This window comes from Dactylosporangium sp. NPDC048998 (assembly GCF_043197855.1).
GTDB lineage: Bacteria > Actinomycetota > Actinomycetes > Mycobacteriales > Micromonosporaceae > Dactylosporangium.
The window spans coordinates 552,434-573,736 of sequence record NZ_JBICTV010000002.1 but is presented as its reverse complement, the minus strand read 5'-3'; the positions used below and the strand labels follow the sequence as shown (position 1 = coordinate 573,736).

Sequence of the window (21,303 nt, the reverse complement as noted above, 5' to 3'; positions counted from 1 at the left end):
CGGTGTGGCGGACATATACGACTCGCCGAACGTTCAGAACGTGCCCGGCTCGCCAAGGAGAACGGGCCTTCCAATGGCCGGTCGGGTGACGTGTCGGCCGAACCGCACCGCCGTAGGATTCCCTCGTGGTAAGCCACGTCACCACCCCCGCGGCCGAGGTCCTCGAAGCGTTGCCCGACTGGGTGACGCTGGTCCGCGCGCCGAATCCGGGGCCGATGACGCTGGACGGCACCAACACGTGGCTGCTGCGCGCCCCGGGCGGCGGCAGCATCGTGGTCGACCCGGGACCCCTCGACGAGGGGCACCTGCGCGCGGTCGCCGCACACGCGCCCGTCGCGGCCATCGTGCTCACCCACGGTCACATCGACCATACGGAGGGCGTGTCGCGGCTGGCCGAGCTCACCGGTGCGCCCGTGCACCACCCGCCCGTGCTCGAGGGCCTCGACGCCGGCGGGGTCACGCTCGAGCCGCTGCCGACGCCCGGGCACACCAGGGACTCCGTCTGCTTCGTCGTGCGGTACGGCGGCGAAGAGATCGTGCTGACCGGCGACACGATCCTCGGCCGGGGTACGACGGTGGTGGCCTGGCCCGACGGGAACCTCGGCGACTACCTCGACAGCCTGGCCCGGCTCGCGGCGTTCGACGGCCGGCCCGCGCTGCCCGGCCACGGGCCCGCGCTGAGCGACGCCGGCGTCGCCGCCCGCTTCTACCGCGACCACCGCGAGGCCCGGCTCGAGCAGGTCCGCGCCGCGGTCGCCGCGGGCGCGACCGACGCCGCCGAGGTCGTGGCGCGCGTCTACGCCGACGTCGACCGCGACCTGTGGCCCGCGGCCGAGTGGAGCGTGCGTGCGCAGCTCGATTTCCTGCGACGGGAATCACACCGGCCGGTTGATGGGTTGAGTGCAACGTGACGTGTTCGGTGTGCGGGACTGTGGCCGTTCCCGGTGCGCGGTTCTGCCACCATTGCGGCTCCGCGCTGCCCGGCGCCGCCACCCTGCCCGCGGCCGAGCGGCGGATCGTCACCGTCCTGTTCGGTGACCTGTCCGACTTCACGGCCTGGTCCGAGGACCTGGATCCGGAGCGCGTCGGTGCCGTCACCGACCGTGTGCTGGCCGCGCTGGCCGGTGCCGTCAAGACCTTCGGCGGACACGTCGACAAGCTCACCGGCGACGGCATCATGGCCGTGTTCGGCGCGCCGGTCGCGCACGAGGACGACGCCGAGCGCGCGGTGCGCGCCGCCCTGTCGATGCAGCGCGCGGTGCGCCGGGTGCTCGACGACGAGCGCGGCGGCGGCGCCCCGCTCGGGCTGCGCATCGGGCTCAACACCGGGCCGGTGGTCGCGGGCGTGCAGGCCGGCATCGAGTACACGGTCATTGGCGACACCGTGAACACCGCCGCCCGGCTGGCCGACGCCGCCGCGATCGGCGCCGTGTACGCGGGCGACCGCACCTCCTCGTCCACCCGCCGCCTGGCCTCCTGGCGCGCCCTGCGCCCGCTGCGGCTCAAGGGCAAGCGGGAGCCGGTCGACGCGTTCGAGCTCCTCGGCCTGCTCGATGCCCCGGGCACTCGCTCCGGCCTCGGCGACGAGGCGCCGTTCGTCGGCCGCGAGGCCGAGCTGGGCCGCGTGTCCGGCCGCCTCGCCGAGATCGCCGACCGGCAGGAGCCGCGCGTGCTGGTCTTCACCGGCGAGGCGGGCCTGGGCAAGACCCGGCTGGCCGGCGAGATCGAGCGGTTCGCCGCCGGCTACCTCGGCGGCGCCGGATACACGCCCAGCGCGGGCTTCGCGCCCGGCGGCGGCGCCCGCGTGCTGTCGGTGCACTGCGCCGCGTTCGGCGAGCGGCGCCGGCTCGCGCCGCTGGCCGACCTGGTCCGGGCCGCGATCGGCCTGCCGCCCGACGCCGCGCTCACCCGCGAGGCGGTCGAGGAGCGGCTGCGCCGCCTCGCCCAGCGGCTGGCCCGCGCCGCCCGGGGCCGGCCGGAGCCGCCGCGGTTCGCCAGCGACCTGCTGCTGAGCCTGATCGGGTACACCGAGGCCGTCGGCGACACCACCTGGGTCGCCCCCGCGTCCGGGCTGGGCCGGCTGGGCGCAGTGGCACCCGGCCAGCCCGGGCTGGGCAAGCCCGACGAGCTCGACCTGGACGCCGTGCCCAACGCCGTCGCCGAGCTGCTGTCCGGCCTGGCCGCGGAGACCCCGCTCGTGGTGATCGTCGACGACCTGCACGACGCCACCGCGGAGACCCTCGACGCGCTCGGCGCCACCATCGAGCGGCTCAGCGGCCCGGTGCTCATCGTGCTGCTCGGCCGGCCCGAGCTGGTCCGCTCCGCCGGCGTGCTGACCCGCATCGCCGACGCCGAGGTGGTACCCATCCCGCCGCTGCGCGGTTCGGACGCGGCCCGGCTGCTCTCGGCGTATCTCGGCGGCGGCCGGCTGGCCCCGCCCGACGAGGACCGGCTGCTGGCCACCGCCCAGGGCAACCCGTTCTACCTCGCCGAGCTGGTCACGCTGCTGCAGGAGCGCGGCGCGCTGACCACCGTGGCCGGCACCGACCCGTCCGGCTGGCGGCTCACGCCCGGCTCGCTCGGCGGCCGGCTGCTCTCCCGCGACCTCGCCGCGGTTCTCGCCGCCCGCATCGACGCGCTGCCGGCCGACACCCGCGCGGTGCTGCGCGACGCCGCCGTCATCGGCGACAACGTGCCGGCCCGGGCCCTGGAGGCGCTGCGGTTCAACCCGCCCGGCCAGCCGGCCCGCCCGGCGGTCGTCGCCGCCGTCGAGCTGGAGCGAGCCGTCGAGGAGCTGCTGCAGCGCCGCATGCTGCGCCGCGGCCGGGGCGGCTACGCGTTCGCCACCCCGCTGCTGCGCGAGGCGGCGTACGCCGGCATCGGCAAGGCCGACCTCGCCGAGCGGCACGCCGCGCTGTCGCGGTGGGCCTCGGCCGCGGTCACCGCGTTCCTCGCGGCCGGCGGCACCGGCAACGTCACCGGGCTCAACATGACCATCGGCGCCGCCGACGCCTTCATCGCCGAGCACGCCGAGCGCGCCGGGCACCTGGCCGACGTCGTCGGGCTGCGCCCCGACTCGCTCGCCCGCTCCGCCGCGCCGCTGGGCGTCCAGGCGCTGGGCCGGGCCGCCCGGGCCGCGCTGTCCAGCGGCGAGCCGGCGCAGGCCGCGCAGGCCGGCGACCGCGCCGCGGCGCTCGGCGCCGGTGCGCTGCCGACCGCCGACCGGCTCGTGCACGCCCGGGCGCTGCTCCAGCTCGGCCGCTCGGCGGAGGCCCTCGGATTCGCCGAGAAGATCACCGCCAACGCGGGCGACGACGCCGCCGTGCGGGTCGGCGCCCTGCTCGTGGCCGGGCGCGCCTACCGGGCCATGGGCGATCACCGGCGCAGCTACCGGACGCTGACCGAGGCGCTGGAGGCGGCGACGGCGGCGCACCTGACGTACGAGCGCGGCGACGCCATGCGCCGCCTCGGCATGGCCGACTTCCTGGAGGGGCGCCTGGCCGAGGCCGGCGGCCGGTTCGCCGAGTCGTTCCAGATCGCGGTCACCGCCGGCGACCGGCGCGCCCAGGCGTGGTCGCTGCAACACCTGGCCTGGGTCACCACCACCCGCGGCGACTTCGCCGGCGCCGACGCGGCGCTGGGGCGGGCCGCGCGCCGCTTCGCCGAGCTCGGCGACCCGGTCGGGCGCGCCTGGCTGCGCGGCACGACGGCGTTCGTGCGGCTGCTGGCCGGCCGCCTCGGCGAGGCCCGCCGGCTGGCCAAGGCCTTCCTGCCCTTCGGCGAGCGGGTCGGCGACGCCTGGGCGGTCGGCACGCTGCGCGCGGTCGAGGCGTTCGCCGCGGCCGAGAGCGGCGACCTGGCCGAGGCCGACCGCGAGGCCCGGCGGGCGTACCGCGAGTTCGCCGCCGCCGGCGACGACTGGGGCCGCGGCCTGGCGCTGGTGGTCCGCGGCGTCGTCGCGCGCGAGCTGTCCGAGCCCGCGCACGCCTACGACCTGCTCTCCGACGCCACCGAGTACGGCGAGAAGACCGGCCACCCGCTCCTGCTCGGCATGTCCCGCACGCTCCGCGGCTTCGTCAGCCTCGACCGGGGCGATCCGGTCGCCGCCGAGGCCGACGCCCGGGCGGTGCTGGAGGTCGTGGAGACCCACGACGTGCTGGAGCCGGCCAAGGTGGGCCCGCGCGTGCTGTTCGGGCTGGCCCGCCTCGCCCAGGGCGACCTGGCCACGGCGCTGGAGACCCTCGGCTGCGTCGCCGCCGAGCGTCCCGGCCCGTCGGTGATCTTCTCGCGCCGGCACGCGGTGGCCGCCTACGCCTCGGCGCTGCTCGCGGCCGGGCGCAACGCCGAGGCCCTCGACTGGGCCCGGCAGGCGCAGTCCGCGCCCGGCGAGGACGTGCGCGGTCGCGATTATGCCGCGGCGGTACTCCAGGAGGCGCTCGACGCCAACGCTGAGTGCGCGAACGACTCCGTTCCGGTGGTCGCCGAGTCCTGAAATTCGGGTGTGGCCGATGCGTGACGGAGAATTGTCAGACCCCTGTCGTACCGTCTTAGCCGTGACCGCATCGACTCCACTCCCCACGGTGCCCGGCCTGACCGGGTTCTCCGTGCTGGCCCGCGGCGGCTATGCCACCGTCTACCGGGCTGAGCAGGAGTCGGTCGGCCGCGACGTCGCCGTCAAGGTCGAAAACCGCACGATCGAGACCGAGCGCGACCGCCGCCGCTTCCTGCGCGAGGCGCGCGCCGCCGGCCGCATGTCCAGCCATCCGCACGTCGTCGACCTGTTCGACGCCGGCGTCACCGGCGACGGCCACCCCTACCTGGTCATGGAGCTCTGCGACGGCTCCTATGCCGAGCGGATGCGCACCGCCCCGCTGAGCCCCGCCGAGGTCCGCGAGGTCGGCTTCAAGATCGCCGATGCGCTCGCCGACGCGCATTCGCTGGGCGTCCTGCACCGCGACGTCAAGCCGGCCAACATCCTGTTCAGCCGGTTCGGCGAGCCCGCCCTGGCCGACTTCGGCCTGGCCATCCTCGCCGAGTGGCGCGACGTGTCGATCACCCTCGACGTGCTCACCCCGGCCTACGCGCCGCCCGAGACGTTCCGCCACGCCCCGCCGGGCCCCGCCGCCGACGTCTACGCGTTGTGCGCCACGCTCTACGCCCTCCTGCGCGGCCGCCCGCCCCGCTGGCGCGCCGACCAGATGCCCAGCCTGCTGTCGCTGGTCGACATGTTCAACGAGCACATCCCCGACCTGCCGGGCTGCCCCGACGACCTGATGGCGATCCTGCGCGCCGGCATGTCCAACGACGACGCGGCCCGGCCCACGGCGCTGCAGCTTCGCGATGCGCTGACGGCCCTGCAGATGGCCCCGCCACCCCAGGTGATCCTGCCGCCGCTGGGCTCGCCGTCGGTCGAGCCGGTCTATACGTCGCCCCCGCTGCCGCCCCCTCCCCCGGCCGACCGGCTGCTCGACTCGCCGTTCCTGGGCGGGTTCCCGCGCGACCCGGAGCAGACCGTCCCGCACCAGGCCGGCCCGGAGGAGCCCCCGACCGACCCGCTGGCAGCCCGCTCCGGCGGTCCTGCCGGCCTTTCCGTTTCTTCTCCTGGTTCTTCCCCTGGTTCTTCTGCCGCCGGGCCCGTCGCGGCATCTGATGCTGATTCGTCGGGTTTGCGCGGCGAGCGCGGGGATGTCGCGTCGTCGGAGGCGCCGGTGGCGCCGCCGGCTGATCCGTTCGTGGCGCCGGTCGAGCCTCCGGCGGCGAGCCGGCGGGGCGTGTGGCTGGGCGTGATCGGCGGGCTGGTGGCGGTGGCCGTCCTGGCGGGGATCGCCATCGCGTACGGGTCCGGCGGTGACAGCCCGGAGCCCGCCGCGTCGCAGTCGGCGATCGCCGTCCCGCCCCTGGCCACGTGCGGCCCGGTCGCCGGCCCGGGCGCCCGCTGCTCCGACACCCCGGAGTGCTTCGACGCGAAACCGTCCCCGGTGGACTGCTCGGGCCGCCACACGTGGGAGGTGTTCGCATACGGCGACCTGCCCGCCGGCAGCGCCGTCTCCGACAAGAAGGACCCGGCCGTGGCCGCGGTGTGCAGCCTGCCGACCCTCGTCTCGGTCAACATCGCCGCCACGAACTGGCGGATCGACGTGCTCCTGCCGAGCCTCGACACCCAGAAGGCCGGCCAGACCACGTTCCGCTGCCTGGCCGGCAAGGGCGACGACGCCCTGACCGGCGAGCAACTGCACAAGTCCCGCTGAGCCGCGCTGTGGCGGGTCAGTACGACTTCTCCTGGCCCATGAGGTGCTGGGACACGAAGTTCAGGATCATCTCGCGGGAGACCGGTGCGATCCGGCCGGCCCGGACCGCGCCGAGCAGGGTGGCCACGCCGAATTCCGTGGTCATGCCGTTGCCGCCCAGCGACTGAATCGCGGTGTCGACGGCGAGCGCGGCGGCCTCGGCGGCGGCGTACTTCGCCATGTTCGCCGCCACGCCCGCCTCCAAATCGCGGCCGACGTCGTAGAGGGACGCGGCCTTGGCGACCATGAGCCGGGCGAGTTCCACCTGGATGTGGGCGTGCGCGAGCGGATGCGCCACGCCCTGGTGGCTGCCGATCGGGCGGCCCCACACGGCGCGGGTCGCGGCGTAGGTGGAGGCGCGCTCGAGGGCGTAGCGGGCCGTGCCGCACGCCATCGCGGCCACCGTGATCCGCTCCGGGTTGAGCCCGGAGAAGAGCGCCGGCAGGCCCGCCTCGGGATCCTCGCCGATGAGCGCACCGGCCGGGACGCGCACGTCATCGAGGTACACCATGAATTGGTTTTCGGGGCTGACGATCTCCATGTCCAGCTTGGTCGCGGTCAGGCCCGGCGCGTCGGTCGGCACCACGAACAGGGCGGGCTTGAGCCGTCCGGTGCGCTCGTCCTCCAGGCGCGCCACCACCATGATCTTCGAGCACTCGTCGACGCCCGAGATGTACACCTTCCGGCCGGTCAGCGAGTAGCCGCCCTCGAACGGCCGGGCCACCGTGCTGAGCTTGTGGAAGTTGGAGCCGGCGTCCGGCTCGGTGATGGCGAAGCAGACCTTCAGCGTGCCGGCGGCGAAGCCGGGCAGCATGGCCTGCCGCTGGGCGTCCGTGCCGTGCTTGGCCACGATCGTGGCCGCGATGGCAGGGGAGACGACGAGCAGCAGCAGCGGCGCTCCGGCCGCGGCCAGTTCCTCGCAGACGATCGCGAGCTCGGTGATGCCGCCGCCACCGCCGTCGTACCGCTCGGGCACGCTGACGCCGAGGTAGCCGAGCCGGGCGGCCTCCTCCCACAGCTCGTCGGAGTGCTCGCCGGCCTTCGCCTTGCGCACGAAGTACTCGTGACCGTAGCGCTTGCCGAGCTTGGCGACCGCGTCGCGGAGGTCCTGCTGTTGAGGGGTGTAGTCGAAGTCCACGAACGCTCCTCATGAGGGGAGGTGCTAGGCGGGGGTGAGGACTGCCAGTAGTGCGCCGGACTCGACCTGCGAGCCGGCCGCGACCCGCAGGTCGCTGATGACGCCGTCGGTGGGGGCGTGCACGGGGTGTTCGAGCTTCATCGCCTCCACCGTCAGCAGCAGGTCGCCGGCCGCGACCCGCTGGCCGGGCTCGACGAGCACCCGGCCGACCGCGCCAGGCAGCGGCGCGACCAGGGAGCCTTCGGGCTGCTCGGCGACGGGCAGCGGGTACCGCGGCAGCTCCGTCAGCGTCACCGAGCCCTCGGGACTGTCCACGAAGGACGCCCCGTCGACCTCGTGGACCGCGAACTGCAGCCGCACGCCGCCGACGTCGAGCACCACCCGCTCGCCGGTCGCGCTGAGGATCGCCGCCGGCGGGTGGTCGGGCGCGCCGGCCGGGTCGAGCGCGGCGCCGGGCAGCCCAGCGTTCCTCGGGTGCTCCGGATCGATCCGGCGCACCGCCCAAGCGGCGAGGTCGTTGGCGCGGTCCAGCCGGTAGCCGACCTCGATCGTGCCGGTCGGCCCCTCGTACACCACCGTCTGCAGCGCGCTGGGCACGTTGCGCCAGCCGGAGGGGAGGCCGGGCAGCAGCGCGGTCTTGGCGCGGCGCGCGGCGCCGGACAGCGCCGCCGCGAGGCACGACAGCCGCACCGCGTCGACCGAGGAGAGCAGGGGCGCGAACACCTCGGGGTGGCGGTCGAGAAAGCCGGTGTCGGTACCGCCGGACAGGAACGCCGCGTGCCGCAGCACCCGCACGAGCAGGTCGCGGTTGGTCGTCACGCCGTGGATGCGCGCCCGCGCGAGGGCCCCGCCGAGCATCCGGGCGGCCTCGGCGCGGGTCGGCGCCCAGGCGATCAGCTTCGCGAGCATCGGGTCGTAGTGCACGCCGATGACCGAGCCGTCGGCGACGCCGGAGTCCAGCCGCAGGCCGGGCGCGGGCAGCGGGCCGAACGCGTGCTCGACCCCGGGGACGTCGAAGCGGTGCAGCGTGCCGGTGGAGGGCATCCAGGCGTACGCGGGATCCTCGGCGTACAGGCGGACCTCGATCGCGTGGCCGCGCAGCGGCGGCGGGCCGTTGAACGGCAGCGCGCCGCCCTCGGCCACGACCAGCTGCAGCCGGACCATGTCGACGCCGACCACGCACTCGGTCACCGGGTGCTCGACCTGCAGCCGGGTGTTCATCTCCAGGAAGAAGAACTCACCGCTGGGCGCGAGCAGGAACTCGACGGTCCCGACGCCGACGTAGGAGACCGCGCGGGCGGCCGCGATCGCCGCCTGGCAGAGCCGCTCACGCAGCGCCGCGTCGACCGCCGGCGACGGGGTCTCCTCGACGATCTTCTGGTGCCGCCGCTGGATCGAGCACTCGCGCTCGCCGAGCGGGACCACGTTGCCGTGCGAGTCCGCCATGATCTGGACCTCGATGTGGCGGGCGCGTTCGACGTACCGCTCGCAGAAGACCGTCCCGTCGCCGAACGCCGACGCGGCCTCGCGGCGCGCCGCCGCCACGGCCTCGGCCAGCGACTCCCGGTCGCGCACGATCCGCATGCCCCGGCCGCCGCCGCCTGCGGAGGCCTTGACCAGCACCGGGAAGGTGTCGACGTCCTCGGGCTCGACGGCGGTCGGCAGCATCGGCACCCCGGCCTCGGCCAGCAGCGCCTTGGCCTCCAGCTTCGAGCCCATGATCGCGATCGCCTTCGGCGACGGGCCGACCCAGGTCAGGCCCGCGTCGATCACCGCCCGCGCGAAGTCGGCGTTCTCCGAGAGAAACCCATATCCCGGGTGTACCGCGTCGGCGCCGCACTTGCGGGCCGCCGCGATCAGCAGATCGCCGCGCAGGTAGGTCGCCGCCGGCGAGTTGCCGGGCAGATGCACGGCGTAGTCGGCCTCGGCGACGTGCGGGGAGTCGGCGTCCGCGTCGGAGTGGACGGCGACCGTCTCGACCCCCATCGCCCGGCAGGTGGCGAACACCCGGCGGGCGATCTCGCCGCGGTTGGCTACCAGCAGCCTTCTGATCACTATCGCTCCCCTAGTGCCGGAATACGCCGAATTGGGCGGTTTCGCCGGTGCCCACGAGCGCCAGGCACATGCCCAGCACGGTGCGGGTGTCGCGCGGGTCGATCACGCCGTCGTCGTAGAGGCGGCCGGACAGGAACAGCGCCGCCGACTCCTGCTCCACCTTGTGCTCGACCATGAACCGCATGGTGCGGTCCTGCTCCTCGTCGTAGACCTGCCCCTTGGCCTCGGCCGCCTGCCGGGCCACGATCGACAGCACGCCGGCCAGCTGCTGCGGCCCCATGACCGCGGACTTGGCGTTGGGCCAGGTGAAGAGGAACCGCGGCTCGAAGGCGCGGCCGCACATGCCGTAGTTGCCGGCGCCGTACGACGCGCCGATGTTGATCGTCAGGTGCGGCACCCGCGAGTTCGCCACCGCGTTGATCATCAGTGCGCCGTGCTTGATGATGCCGCCCTGCTCGTACTCGCTGCCGACCATGTACCCGGTGGTGTTCTGCAGGAAGACCAGCGGGGTGCCGCTGCTGTTGGCCAGCTGGATGAACTGGGCGGCCTTCTGCGCCTCGGCGGAGAACAGCACGCCGCGGACATTGGCCAGCACGCCGACGCGGTGGCCGTGGATCGCGCCCCAGCCGGTGCACAACGCCGCACCGTAGGCCGGTTTGAACTCGTCGAACTCGCTGCCGTCGAGGATCCGGGCGAGGATCTCGCGCGGGTCGAACGGCACGCGCAGGTCCGCGCTCGGGATGCCCAGCAGGTCGTCGGCGCCGAACTTCGGTTCGGGGCCATAGGTGCGGCCCGGTCCGAAATTTCGGAAATTTCGGATACAGCCGCGCGCCAGGCGCAGGGCGTCGCGCTCGTCCTCGGCCACGAAGTCGGCCAGGCCCGAGCGCGTCGCGTGCATCGCCGCGCCGCCGAGCGTCTCGTCGTCCACCGTCTCGCCGGTCGCCATCTTCACCAGCGGCGGCCCGGCCAGGAACACCTTCGCCCGGTCGCGCACGAAGATCGTGTAGTCCGACATGCCCGGCACGTACGCGCCGCCCGCCGTCGCGTTGCCGAACACCACCGCGACCGTCGGGATCGCCGCCGCCGACAGCCGGGTCAGGTCCCGGAACGCGGCCCCGCCCGGGATGAAGATCTCCGCCTGCTGCGGCAGGTCCGCGCCGCCCGACTCGACCAGGTTGATCAGCGGCAGCCGGTTCTCCCGGGCGATCTGCCCGGCCCGCTGGGTCTTCTTGAGCGAGAACGGGTTGACCGCGCCACCCCGCACGGTCGGGTCGTTGGCCACGATCACGCAGGGAATGCCCTCGACGACGCCGATGCCGGTCACGACGCTCGCACCGACCGGGTAGTCGGTGCCCCACGCGGCGACCGGGCACAGCTCCAGGAACGGCGAGTCGCGGTCGACCAGCAGCTCGATGCGCTCGCGCGGCAGCAGCTTGCCGCGCGCGTGGTGGCGGGCCACATACTTCTCGCCCCCGCCGCCGCGCGCCTGCCGCAGCGCCGACTCCAGCTCGGTCAGCCGTTCGAGCATCGCCTGGCGATTTTCCTGATAGGCGCTTCCGCGCGGGTCGAGGTTGCTCGTCAACACCGGCATGCCTCAGACCCCCAACTGCTTCGCGATGATCTCGTTCATGATCTCCGTGGTCCCGCCGCCGATGCCCATGATCCGAGCGTCGCGGTAGTGGCGCTCGACCTCGGCGTCGCGCAGGTACCCCAGGCCGCCGTGCAACTGCACGGCCTGGTCGACGACGTGATCGCACGCCGCGACCGCGGTGTTCTTCGCCATCGCCACCTCCGTAACGAGCCGCTCGCCGCTTGCGACACGCATCGCGACGTGGCGGACGTATGCGCGCGCCACGTCGACCTGCCGCGCCATCTCTGCCAGCCGGTGCCGCACGAGCTGCCGGCTCGCCAGCGGACGGCCGAACGTGTGCCGGTCGCGCACCCACGCCAGCGTGAGGTCCAGGCAGCGCTGCGCGGTCGCGTACGCCTGGACCGCCAGCGAGATCCGCTCGGTCGCGAAGTGCGTCATGAGCTCGGCGAACCCGCCCACGACGTGACCCTTCGGCACCCGTACGCCGACGAACGCGAGCTCGGCGGTGTCCGAGCAGTGCCAGCCCATCTTGTCCAGGCGGCGGGTGACGGAGAACCCGCCGTCGACCACGAGCAGCCGGAACCCGGCCTCGGTCCGCACCGCCGTGGTGGCGAAGTCGGCGCGCGCCCCGCTGGTGATGAACGTCTTCGTGCCGTCGACGACGTACTGGTCCCCGTCGAGCACCGCCCGCGTGCGCACGCCGGCCACGTCGGACCCGCCGTCCGGCTCGGTGATCGCCAGGCAGCCGATGCGCTCGCCGCGCAGCGTCGGGCGCACGAACCGCTCGATCAGCGCCGGGTCGCTGGTCGCGACGATGTGCGGCAGCGCGATACCGTGCGTGAACAGCGCCGCGACCAGCCCCGACGACCCGCCGGCCCGGATCAGCTCCTCGGTGACCACGACGCTGTCGAGCAGGTCCCCACCGGACCCGCCGACCTCCTCGGCGAAGCCGATCCCGAGGAGGCCGATCTCCGCGGCGGTACGGTGAAGCTCGCGGGGCACCTCGCCGGCGCGCTCCCACTCGTCGAGATTCGGGCGCACCTCGCGCGTCACGAACGCCCTCGTCAGCTCGCGGAGTCGGCGCCGCTCCTCGGTCTCGAACGGATCGTTCATGGCAGCAGCTCTTCGGGCAGGTCGACCACCCGGGAACGCAGCCACTCGCCGAGCGCCTTGCCCTGCGGATCGAACCGCGTGCTGGCCGCGACCCCCTCGCCGAGGATCCCGTGGATCACGAAGTTGACCGCGCGCAGGTTGGGCAGCTCGTGTCGCTCGGTCCGCAGCGGGCCGGTCTCGGGCAGCAGCTCCTTGAGCCGCTCGACGGTGAGCTCGGCGCGCAGCCACTCGTACGCCCGGTCGGTGCGCGCCCAGACGCCGATGTTGGCGTCACCGCCCTTGTCCCCGGATCTGGCCCCGAACAGCACCCCGAGCGGGGCGCGAATCGTATCTTGCCGGATAAATCCGGACACGTCAGTGTCCGGATCGCTCGCGGGGCCGCTCGTGAGGCCGCTCGTAGCGCTGCTCGCGGCGCCGCTCTCGGGTGGAGGGATGTGCCGCCGGGTCCCGTCCGGTAGCACGGCCACGTGGTCGACCGCGCCCTGCGGGATCGCGTGGCCGGTGAAGACGCCGAACGGGGTGGCGTCGCCCGGCGGAGCGGTCAGCGCCAGCCCCGGGTACGAGGCCAGCGCCAGCTCCACGGCGGCCTGCGAGAACGTCCGCCCGGCGCGCTTGGGGTCGTGGTCCTTCACATGCACCGTGAGCAGGGCGCTCGCGGAAGGCTCGTCGGCGGCGTCGGGGCGGTCGGTGCGGGCCAGCGCGAACTCCAGGCCCTCCGGGCCGAGCGCGTCCTCGAGCTGGGCGCGCACCAGGGCAGCCTTCTCCTCGATCCGCAGGCCGCACAGCACGAACGTCATGGCGTTGCGGAAGCCGCCCAGCGCGTTGACGCCCACCTTGACCGCCTGCGGGGGCGGGGCGCCGCGGACGCCGTCGATGCGGACGCGGTCGGGGCCGTCGGGGGCGAGGCGGATCGTGGCGAAGTCGGCGACGACGTCGGGGCCGGCGTAGGCGGGGGCGCCGATCTCGTACAGCAGCTGCGCCGTCACCGTCTCGACCGTGACCGCGCCGCCGGTGCCGGGGTGCTTGGTGATCACGGCGCTGCCGTCGGCGTGCAGCTCGGCGAGCGGGAAGCCGGGGCGGCGGGCGCCGTCGGGCAGCTCGGTGAAGAACGCGAAGTTGCCGCCGGTGGCCTGTGCCCCGCACTCGAGGACGTGGCCCGCGACCGTGGCGCCGGCCAAGGCGTCGAGGTCGTCGCGGGTCCAGCCGAACCGGGCGATGCCGGGGCCGACGACCAGCGACGCGTCCGTGACCCGGCCGGTGACGACGACGTCTGCGCCGGCGGAGAGGCACTCGGCGATGCCGAACGCGCCGAGGTACGCGTTGGCGGTCAGCGGCAGCCCCAGGCCCAGCTCGGCGGCGCGGTCCTTGACGTCGTCGCCCTCGACGTGGGCGACCGCGACCCGCAGGCCGAGGCGGGCGGCGAGCGCCCGGATCGCGTCGGCCAGCCCGGCCGGGTTGAGCCCGCCGGCGTTGCTCACGAGGCGGACGCCGCGCTCCTGGGCGGTGCCGAGGACGGTCTCGAGCTGGCGCAGGAACGTCTTGGCGTAGCCGGTCGCCGGGTCCTTCACGCGGTCGCGGCCCAGGATGAGCATGGTCAGCTCGGCGAGGTAGTCGCCGGTCAGCACGTCCAGCTCGCCGCCGTCGAGCATCTCGCGCCAGGCCGGGAGGCGGTCGCCGTAGAAGCCGGAGGCGTTGCCGATCCGCAGCGCGGCGCCGGTGCTCATCGCGCCGCCCGGGGCTCGCGGCCGGCGCCGGGCGGGCCGGCGAACGCCTGGGCCAGCGTCAGCCACTCGGCGGCGTCGTCGCCGGTCGCCCGCAGGCCCAGGTCGGCGGGGTGCCGGCGCTGCGTGACCAGCAGGCAGAAGTCCAGGGCCGGACCGGTCACCCGGTTGGGCGCGTCCGGTGGACCGTACACCCAAAGCGCCCCGCCGACCGTGGACAGCTCGACCCGGAACGGCGCGCCCGGGGCCCGCCGGCCGCGGCTCTCGAAGCCGTGGCCGATCGTGCGGTACCCGATATGGGCCACGTGCCGGAGCCGCTGCGTGGGGCGCAGGTGCTCCCGCGCCCGCTCGTCGTCGGGGAACGTCTCGGCGATGTCCCGCCCGTGCGCCCAGGTCTCCATCATCCGGCCGGTCGCGCTGGACAGCGGCGACATCGCGGTACCGAACCAGGGGCGCCTTTCGCCGGGCGGAACGCCCGTCAACGCCCGGGCGAGCGCCGCGCGGCCGGCGCGCCAGCGGGGGAGCAGCTCGTCGGGCGGGGCCACGCCGGCCGCGGCGGCCCGGTCGACGAAGGTGGAGGGGTCCTCGAGCGTCTCGCTGAGCCGGGCGATGAACCCGGCGGGGTCGGCGTTGGCGAGCGTGGCGGCCTCGTCGGTCCAGTGCAGGTGCGAGATCTGGTGCGCGACGGTCCAGCCGGGCGCGGGGGTCGGCCGGCTCCAGTCGTCCGGGCTCAGGCCGCTGACCAGCCGGTCGAGTGCCTCGGACTCCGCGTGCAGGTCGCGTAGTACCTCGTCGAGCAGCACCATCGCTATCTCCCGGTCGATCTGCTAGATGAGCCTTGCCAGCTGCTGCTTCCAGGCCGCGAGGAGCTGGGTGCGGCGCGGGGTGTCGTCGGTGAGCAGGTTGGCGACGCCGAGCCCGCGCAGCAGGTCGAGCGTCGCCTGGACGGCCTCGCGCACGCCCGGCCGCGACTCGTCGGCGCCGAGCAGCTCGACGGTCAGGCGGTGCATCTCGCGGCCGACCCGGGCCTCGATCGGCACGAGCGCGTCGCGCAGCTCGGCGTCGGTGCGCGCGGCGACCCAGACCTCGAGCGCGGCGACGAACAGCGGGCCGGTGAACGCCGACGCGAGCAGCTCGATCACGTGGTCGAGGCGCCGCTCGCGGTCGCCGGTGAGCGCTGCGGCCTCGGTGCGGATCTCCTCCGCCCGCCGCTCGGCGAGGTGCTGCACGACGGCGAGCACCAGGGCGGCGCGCGTCGGGTAGTGGTGCAGCTGGGCGCCCCGGGAGACGCCGGCCCGCTCGGCGATGACCGTGGTGGTCGCGCCGGACCAGCCGAACTCGTAGAGGCACTCGACGGTGGCCTCCAGCAGGCGCCGCTGGGTGACGCGGCTGCGCTCCTGCTGTGCGGTCATTCCTTCAGGGTGTACCGCCGGAAACAAACAGTCAAGACTGATTGTTTTTTGCCGGAAAACTAAGCCGCCCGGTTGGCGGGCGGCTCAGGGGTGTCTGTTGCTGCCGACTGTGCTGGTAACTACACGCGCGCGCGGCGGGCGAGGCGCTCCGGGTCCATGATGATCACGCTCTTGCCGTCGAGCCGCAGCCAGCCGCGCGAGGCGAAGTCGGCGAGGGCCTTGTTCACCGTCTCGCGCGAGGCGCCGACGAGCTGGGCCATCTCCTCCTGCGTGAGGTCGTGGTTGACCCGCAGGACGCCGCCGTCGCGGGTGCCGAAACGACCGGCCATCTGCAGCAGCGTCTTGGCCACGCGGCCGGGCACGTCGGTGAAGATCAGGTCGGCCAGCGCGTCGTTGGTCCGCCGCAGGCGCCGGGCCAGCACGCGCAGCAGCTGCTCGGCGATCTCCGGCCGGTTGTTCAGCCAGGGCCGCAGCGCCTGCTTGCGCAGCCGGGCCAGCCGGGTGTCGAGCACCGCGGTGGCGGTGGCCGTGCGCGGGCCCGGGTCGAACAGCGACAGCTCGCCGACCATGTCGCTGGGGCCCATGACCGCGATCAGGTTCTGCCGCCCGTCGGCCGCGCGGCGGCCAACCTTGATCTTGCCGGACAGCACGATGTACAGACTGTCGCCGGGCTCGCCCTCGCTGAACACGACCTCGCCCTTGCGGACGTCGATCGTCTCCATCTCCTTGGCGAGGGATTCCGCGGCCTCGGCCTCGACCCCTTGGAAAATGCCGCTGCGAGCCAGTACCTCGTCCATCGCGTCCACCTCAATCCGTCGGCGCGTCGTTCGCTTCGAAAGCGACCGCGCGAACGCCAGTTTATGCATACGGGGTCGTGTTCCGAACGATGGGCAGGAGGTCATGATACTCGCCGACCTGCGGCGCGGCTGTCGCACACAAGGGCGGCCCGGGGCTCGCCGGTGTGCGATATCTTCGCGTCGGACTACGATCCGCTCGCGCTCGTCGTGGGCGCGGGGAGTCGCCGAGCGGTGGAGTGAGGAACCCATGACGGTGTACGGCGGACCGTCTCGCTGGCCGGACGAGCAGCCGGAACGGCGCGACGACCGGACCGGGTATGGCACCTCTCCCGCGTCCCCACACGATCAACCGACCGGGCAGGCCGGAGGTTACGACCCCAGTACGGGCCGTTTTGACGGCTTTGCGGCGGGCCGCACCGGCAATGTCTACGGCGGCGGCCAGGCCGGCGGGGGTCAGGGCACCGGGCCGATTTACGGCGGTGGCCAGGGCACCGGGGGTCAGGGCACCGGGCCGATCTACGGCGGCAACCAGGGCACCGGGCCGATTTACGGCGGTGGCCAGGCCGGCGGTGGCCCGGGCACCGGGCCGGTGTACGGCGGCAACCAGGGCACCGGGCCCCTGTACGGGGGCGGCCGCGAGCCGATCCCCGGGCCGACCCGTCCGGAGGATCTGTACTCGGCCAAGGCGTACCAGCCCGAGGAGCGCGCCGGCCGGCGCAAGCTCCCGCTGCCCGGCGATCCCCCGGCCCCGCGCGGCGGCGGGCGGCGGACCGCGATCATCCTCGGCGCCGTAGCGGTGGTGGTCATCGGCGCCGGCACCGCGGGCGCGGCCACGTTCCTCAGCGGCAGCGACAAGCCCGCCGCGGGCCAGGGCCCCACCCAGCAGCAGGCGGTCGGGGGCGGCAGCTCCGGGCCCGCCGGGTCGAAGGCCGCCGCCGGCGCCGTCCCCGGCCCGGCCGACGGCATCACGCTCAGCGCGACCGGCGACATCGTCATGGGCATGGCCCCCGGCGGCCTGCCGCCGAACAACGGCAAGGGCTTCTTCGACCCGGTGAAGCAGTACCTCACCGCCGACTTCCAGATGGGCAACCTCGAGCAGGTGCTGACCGACGACACCGGCGTGGGCAAGTGCTCCGCCGAGAGCGCCGGCAAGACCTGCTTCGCCTTCCGCACCCCGCCCGCGTTCGTGCAAAACCTCAAGGACGCCGGCTTCATGATGATGAACATGGCCAACAACCACGCGTACGACTACGGCGAGGTGGGCTACCAGAACTCGCAGAAGACGCTGGACAACGCGGGGATCAAGTACACCGGCTGGCCGGGCATGATCTCCATCGGCGAGGTCAAGGGCGTGAAGATCGCCGTGGTCGGGTTCGCCTCTTACAAGTGGTCGAACCTCTGCTACGACCTCGACGCCGCCGAGAAGATCGTCAAGGAGGCCGCGACCAAGGCCGACATCGTGGTCGTCCAGGTCCACCAGGGCGCCGAGGGCGCGGACAAGACCCACGTCAAGCCCGGCACGGAGATGTTCCTCGGCGAGAACCGCTGCGACCCGATCGCCTTCGGCCACCGGGTCGTCGACGCCGGCGCCGATCTCGTCGTCGGGCACGGCCCGCACGTCATGCGCGCGATGGAGTTCTACAAGGGCCGGCTGATCGCCTACAGCCTGGGCAACTTCGGGGGATACAAGGCGCTGAGCTACAACGGCACGGTCGGCATCGGCGGCGTGCTCAAGGTCCGATTGCTCGGCGACGGCACGTGGAAGAGCGGCTCACTGACCGCCACGTACATGATCTCGCCCGGGCTGCCCCAGCCCGACCCGAAGAAGCAGGCGATCCCGATGGTGTCCAACCTCACGAAGCAGGACTTCCCGACCACCGGCGCGAAGATCGCCGGGGACGGGACCATCACGCCACCGGCCTCCTAGCCGTTCGGTGGTAGCACGGCGTGGTTGCTCGATCGGGGCCTCGGTCGCGGGCGACGTATTGTCGTTGCGTGACCGAGACCGCGCTGGCGTTGAAGCGACGGGCGCGGCGGATGGGGCGCGCGCTCGCGATCATCCACCCCGATGCGCACTGCGAGCTGGACTTCACCAACCCACTCGAGCTCGCCGTCGCCACGATCCTCTCCGCCCAGTGCACGGACGAGCGGGTCAACCAGGTGACGCCGAAGCTGTTCGCGCGCTACCCGGACGCCGTCGCCTACGCCGCAGCCGACCGCCTGGAGATGCAGGAGCTCATCCGGCCGACCGGCTTCTTCCGCAACAAGACCGACTCGCTGATCCGGCTGGGCCAGGCCCTCGTCGAGCGGCACGACGGCGAGGTGCCCGGCACGCTCGGCGAGCTCGTGGCGCTGCCCGGGGTCGGGCGCAAGACCGCGAACGTGATCCTCGGCAACGCCTTCGACGTGCCCGGGATCACCGTCGACACCCACTTCAGCCGGCTCGTCCAGCGCTGGCGCTGGACGCCCGAGACCGACGAGGTGAAGATCGAGTTCGCCGTGGCCGCCCTCTTCGCGCCGCGTGACTGGACGATGCTCTCGCACCGCGTGATCTTCCACGGCCGCCGTGTCTGCCACGCGCGCAAGCCCGCCTGCGGGGCGTGCACCCTGCGGCGGGACTGCCCGACGTACGGCCTGGGCCCGACCGACGTCGAGGAGGCGGTCAAGCTGCTCAAGGGTCCCCGAGCCGCCGAGCTCGCCGAGCTGGTCCTGTGAGGGGCCGGCTGCTCCTGGTCGGGGCGTTACTGCTCGGGCTCGCGGCCTGCACCGCCGACGTCAAGGCGCCCACCGGCGCGGGCGCCCCGACGGGTCCGCGGTGCATCGAGCGCGCCTCGCCCGCGCCGCCCGAGTCCTCAGGGCCTTCGGCGCCTTCCGGGGGTACCGGGTCCGGGCCCGTGTTGCCCGCTATGGCGCTGCCGTGCTTCTCCGGCGGCCGGTTCACGGACGTCGCCGACCTGGGCGGTCAGCCCACGATCGTCAACCTCTGGGCCTCCTGGTGCACGCCGTGCCGGGTCGAGCTGCCGACGCTGGCGCAGTTCGCCGCGGACGGCGCCGGCCGCGTCCGGGTCGTGGGCGTGGTCACGCGCGACCGCCACGACCAGGCCCAGTCCGTGATCGACGAGATGAAGCTGACCTTCCCGATGCTGGAGGACCAGGGCCAGCAGCTGGCGATCGCGGTGAGTCCGCTGGTGTCGAAGGCGCTGATGTCGGCGCTGCCGGCGACGCTGTTCATCACGCCGGATGGCCGGATCGCGTACGCCTACCAGGGCGAGCCGCTCACCGAGGCGCGGCTGAAGGAGCTGACGCAGCAGTATCTCGGGGTGTCGGTATGAGCGATCTGCCGAATTGGTTCCAACCTTTGCTCACTCGGCTGCGCTCGGCCGAGGCTTCCGACTTCACGCGGCTGCCCACCCCGGACGGCGAGGGGCACCGGCAGAGCGCGGTCCTCGTGCTGTTCGGCGAGGACCCCGCGACCGGACCCGACGTGCTCCTTCTGCAGCGTGCCGCGACCATGCGCAACCACGCCGGCCAGCCCGCCTTCCCCGGCGGGGCGGTCGACCCCGGCGACGCCGACACGATCGCCTGCGCGCTGCGCGAGGCCGAGGAAGAGGTGGGCCTGGACCCCAGCACCGTCGAGGTCGTCGCCATCCTGCCCACGATGTGGATCCCGGTGAGTAACTTCCTCGTCACGCCCGTGCTCGCCTGGTGGCGCGAGCCGCACCCGGTCGGCCCCGCCGACCCGCGCGAGGTGGCCCGCGTCGAGCGCCTGCCGATCCGCGAACTGGCCGATCCGGCGCACCGCCTGCGGCTTCGCCACCCGAGCGGATGGATCGGCCCGGCGTTTCGGATTCACGACATGTTGGTGTGGGGTTTCACCGCTGGCGTGCTGTCTACGCTGCTGGAACTCGGCGGATGGGCGGTGGACTGGCCGACCGGCCGGGTTGAGGAGCTGCCGGCATCTGGTGCGGCACCCGTACATTGAATGCGTGTCTGGCAGCGTGATCGACATCGTCCTCCTGCTCCTCATGGTGATGTTTGCCATCAACGGCTACCGCCAGGGGTTCCTTGTTGGTCTCCTGTCATTCGTCGGCTTCTTCGGCGGCGCGCTGCTCGGCCTGCAGCTCGGGCCGCTGCTCGCCGAGCGCTTCTTCACGTCCGACCCGGCCCGCGTGGTCATCTCGCTCTCCGCCGTGTTCGGCCTGGCCGTGGCCGGTCAGGCGCTGGCCGGCTTCGTGGGCAACCGGCTGCGCAACGCGATCGTGAGCCGCAACGCGCAGGCCGTGGACAACGCCGGCGGCGCCGTGGTCTCGGTGGTCGCGGTTCTGCTCGTAGTGTGGCTGGTCGCCGCACCGCTGAGCGCATCGTCGCTGCCCTGGCTGGCCCGCTCGGTGAGCAACTCGATCATCCTGAACGTGATCGACAGGGCCATGCCCGCGCAGGCCAGCGCGCTGTCGCAGGCGCTGCGCGACACGGTGGACACGCGTGGTTTCCCGAACGTGTTCGACGGCTTATCCCCGACGCGGGTCAAGGAGGTTTCCCCGCCCGACCCCGCGCTCGCCGGCTCCGAGCTCGTCAAGAACTCCAAGAAGTCGGTCGTCAAGATCCTCGGCCAGGCCCCGAGCTGCTCGCGGCGCATCGAGGGCTCCGGGTTCGTCTACGCGCCAAACCGCGTGATGACCAACGCCCACGTCGTCGCCGGCACCAAGACCGTCAACGTGCTCGTCGACGGCTCCTCGCGCCAGCTGCCCGCGACCGTGGTCGCCTACGACCCGCAGCGTGACATCGCGGTGCTGTACGTCAAGAACCTCAACGCCCCGATCATGCAGTTCGCCGCGAAGAAGTCCGAGTCCAACGCCGACGCGATCGTGCTCGGTTATCCGCTCGACGGCCCGTACGACGCACAATCGGCCCGCATCCGCGACTACCGCAACATCACCGGTCCGGACATCTACGACGACGGCAAGGTCACCCGCGAGATCTACACCATCCGAGCGCTGGTCCGCTCCGGAAACTCGGGCGGCCCGCTGCTCTCCACGGACGGCACGGTCCTGGGCGTCATCTTCGCCGCGGCGGCCGACGACCCGCAGACAGGCTTCGCGGTGACGGCGGACGAGGCGTCGGTCGTCGCGGAGGCGGGCAAGGCGCACACGGACCCGACGAGCACCGGTAAGTGCGCATAGCGGATCCGG

The 21,303-nt window shown here is 73.5% G+C and carries 16 protein-coding genes; 8 read left to right on the top strand and 8 right to left on the bottom strand.

The features are described from left to right. Positions 1-125: 125 nt before the first annotated feature. The 3 genes from ACGFI8_RS06660 (at position 126) to ACGFI8_RS06650 (ending at position 6,248) form a co-directional block, all read left to right on the top strand. A complete protein-coding gene (locus tag ACGFI8_RS06660) occupies positions 126-911 on the top strand; it encodes an MBL fold metallo-hydrolase (protein WP_392800866.1) in 786 nt (261 codons plus the stop codon). Continuing rightward, positions 908-4,492: an adenylate/guanylate cyclase domain-containing protein gene (locus tag ACGFI8_RS06655; protein WP_392800864.1), complete on the top strand. Its 3,585-nt coding sequence runs from the start codon at positions 908-910 to the stop codon at positions 4,490-4,492. Before ACGFI8_RS06660 ends, ACGFI8_RS06655 begins: the two co-directional genes overlap by 4 nt. A 61-nt stretch (positions 4,493-4,553) precedes the next feature. Next, positions 4,554-6,248 (top strand): protein kinase, encoded by a 1,695-nt coding sequence (locus tag ACGFI8_RS06650; RefSeq protein WP_392800862.1) that lies wholly within the window; start codon positions 4,554-4,556, stop codon positions 6,246-6,248. A 16-nt stretch (positions 6,249-6,264) separates the two neighbouring features. Here ACGFI8_RS06650 and ACGFI8_RS06645 read toward each other — a convergent pair whose 3' ends face one another. From ACGFI8_RS06645 to ACGFI8_RS06610, 8 genes are all read right to left on the bottom strand, one after another. Then, the gene (locus ACGFI8_RS06645) at positions 6,265-7,425 is read right to left on the bottom strand and encodes an acyl-CoA dehydrogenase family protein (protein WP_392800859.1); all 1,161 of its coding nucleotides are present in this window, start codon (positions 7,423-7,425) and stop codon (positions 6,265-6,267) included. A gap of 24 nt (positions 7,426-7,449) precedes the next feature. Beyond that, entirely contained in the window at positions 7,450-9,480 is a 2,031-nt protein-coding gene (locus tag ACGFI8_RS06640; protein WP_392800856.1) for a biotin carboxylase N-terminal domain-containing protein, read from the bottom strand. A 10-nt stretch (positions 9,481-9,490) separates the two neighbouring features. Then, entirely contained in the window at positions 9,491-11,071 is a 1,581-nt protein-coding gene (locus tag ACGFI8_RS06635) for an acyl-CoA carboxylase subunit beta (protein ID WP_392800853.1), read from the bottom strand. A 3-nt stretch (positions 11,072-11,074) separates the two neighbouring features. After that, entirely contained in the window at positions 11,075-12,184 is a 1,110-nt protein-coding gene (locus ACGFI8_RS06630) for an acyl-CoA dehydrogenase family protein (protein WP_392800851.1), read from the bottom strand. Further along, complete coding sequence (locus ACGFI8_RS06625) at positions 12,181-13,908, bottom strand: acyclic terpene utilization AtuA family protein (RefSeq protein ID WP_392800849.1); 1,728 nt, start codon at positions 13,906-13,908, stop codon at positions 12,181-12,183. Before ACGFI8_RS06625 ends, ACGFI8_RS06630 begins: the two co-directional genes overlap by 4 nt. Further along, a complete protein-coding gene (locus ACGFI8_RS06620) occupies positions 13,905-14,711 on the bottom strand; it encodes a TIGR03084 family metal-binding protein (RefSeq protein WP_392800846.1) in 807 nt (268 codons plus the stop codon). Before ACGFI8_RS06620 ends, ACGFI8_RS06625 begins: the two co-directional genes overlap by 4 nt. 21 nt (positions 14,712-14,732) lie before the next feature. Next, complete coding sequence (locus ACGFI8_RS06615) at positions 14,733-15,317, bottom strand: TetR/AcrR family transcriptional regulator (RefSeq protein WP_392800844.1); 585 nt, start codon at positions 15,315-15,317, stop codon at positions 14,733-14,735. Between the two features lie 119 nt (positions 15,318-15,436). Next, positions 15,437-16,114: a Crp/Fnr family transcriptional regulator gene (locus tag ACGFI8_RS06610; protein WP_392800841.1), complete on the bottom strand. Its 678-nt coding sequence runs from the start codon at positions 16,112-16,114 to the stop codon at positions 15,437-15,439. A gap of 727 nt (positions 16,115-16,841) precedes the next feature. Between ACGFI8_RS06610 and ACGFI8_RS06605 the strand changes: the two genes are divergently transcribed. The 5 genes from ACGFI8_RS06605 to ACGFI8_RS06585 all read left to right on the top strand — a co-directional run bounded on the left by ACGFI8_RS06605 (position 16,842) and on the right by ACGFI8_RS06585 (position 21,294). Continuing rightward, complete coding sequence (locus ACGFI8_RS06605; RefSeq protein WP_392801262.1) at positions 16,842-18,041, top strand: CapA family protein; 1,200 nt, start codon at positions 16,842-16,844, stop codon at positions 18,039-18,041. 110 nt (positions 18,042-18,151) lie between these two features. After that, positions 18,152-18,829, top strand: a complete 678-nt coding sequence (nth, locus tag ACGFI8_RS06600) for an endonuclease III (protein ID WP_392801261.1) — start codon at positions 18,152-18,154, stop codon at positions 18,827-18,829. Beyond that, positions 18,826-19,446, top strand: a complete 621-nt coding sequence (locus tag ACGFI8_RS06595; RefSeq protein ID WP_392800838.1) for a TlpA family protein disulfide reductase — start codon at positions 18,826-18,828, stop codon at positions 19,444-19,446. Before nth ends, ACGFI8_RS06595 begins: the two co-directional genes overlap by 4 nt. Further along, positions 19,443-20,096, top strand: a complete 654-nt coding sequence (locus ACGFI8_RS06590) for an NUDIX hydrolase (protein ID WP_392800835.1) — start codon at positions 19,443-19,445, stop codon at positions 20,094-20,096. The genes ACGFI8_RS06595 and ACGFI8_RS06590 overlap by 4 nt, the downstream gene beginning before the upstream one ends. Positions 20,097-20,100: 4 nt before the next feature. Then, entirely contained in the window at positions 20,101-21,294 is a 1,194-nt protein-coding gene (locus ACGFI8_RS06585) for a MarP family serine protease (RefSeq protein ID WP_392800832.1), read from the top strand. The last annotated feature ends 9 nt before the right edge of the window (positions 21,295-21,303 follow it).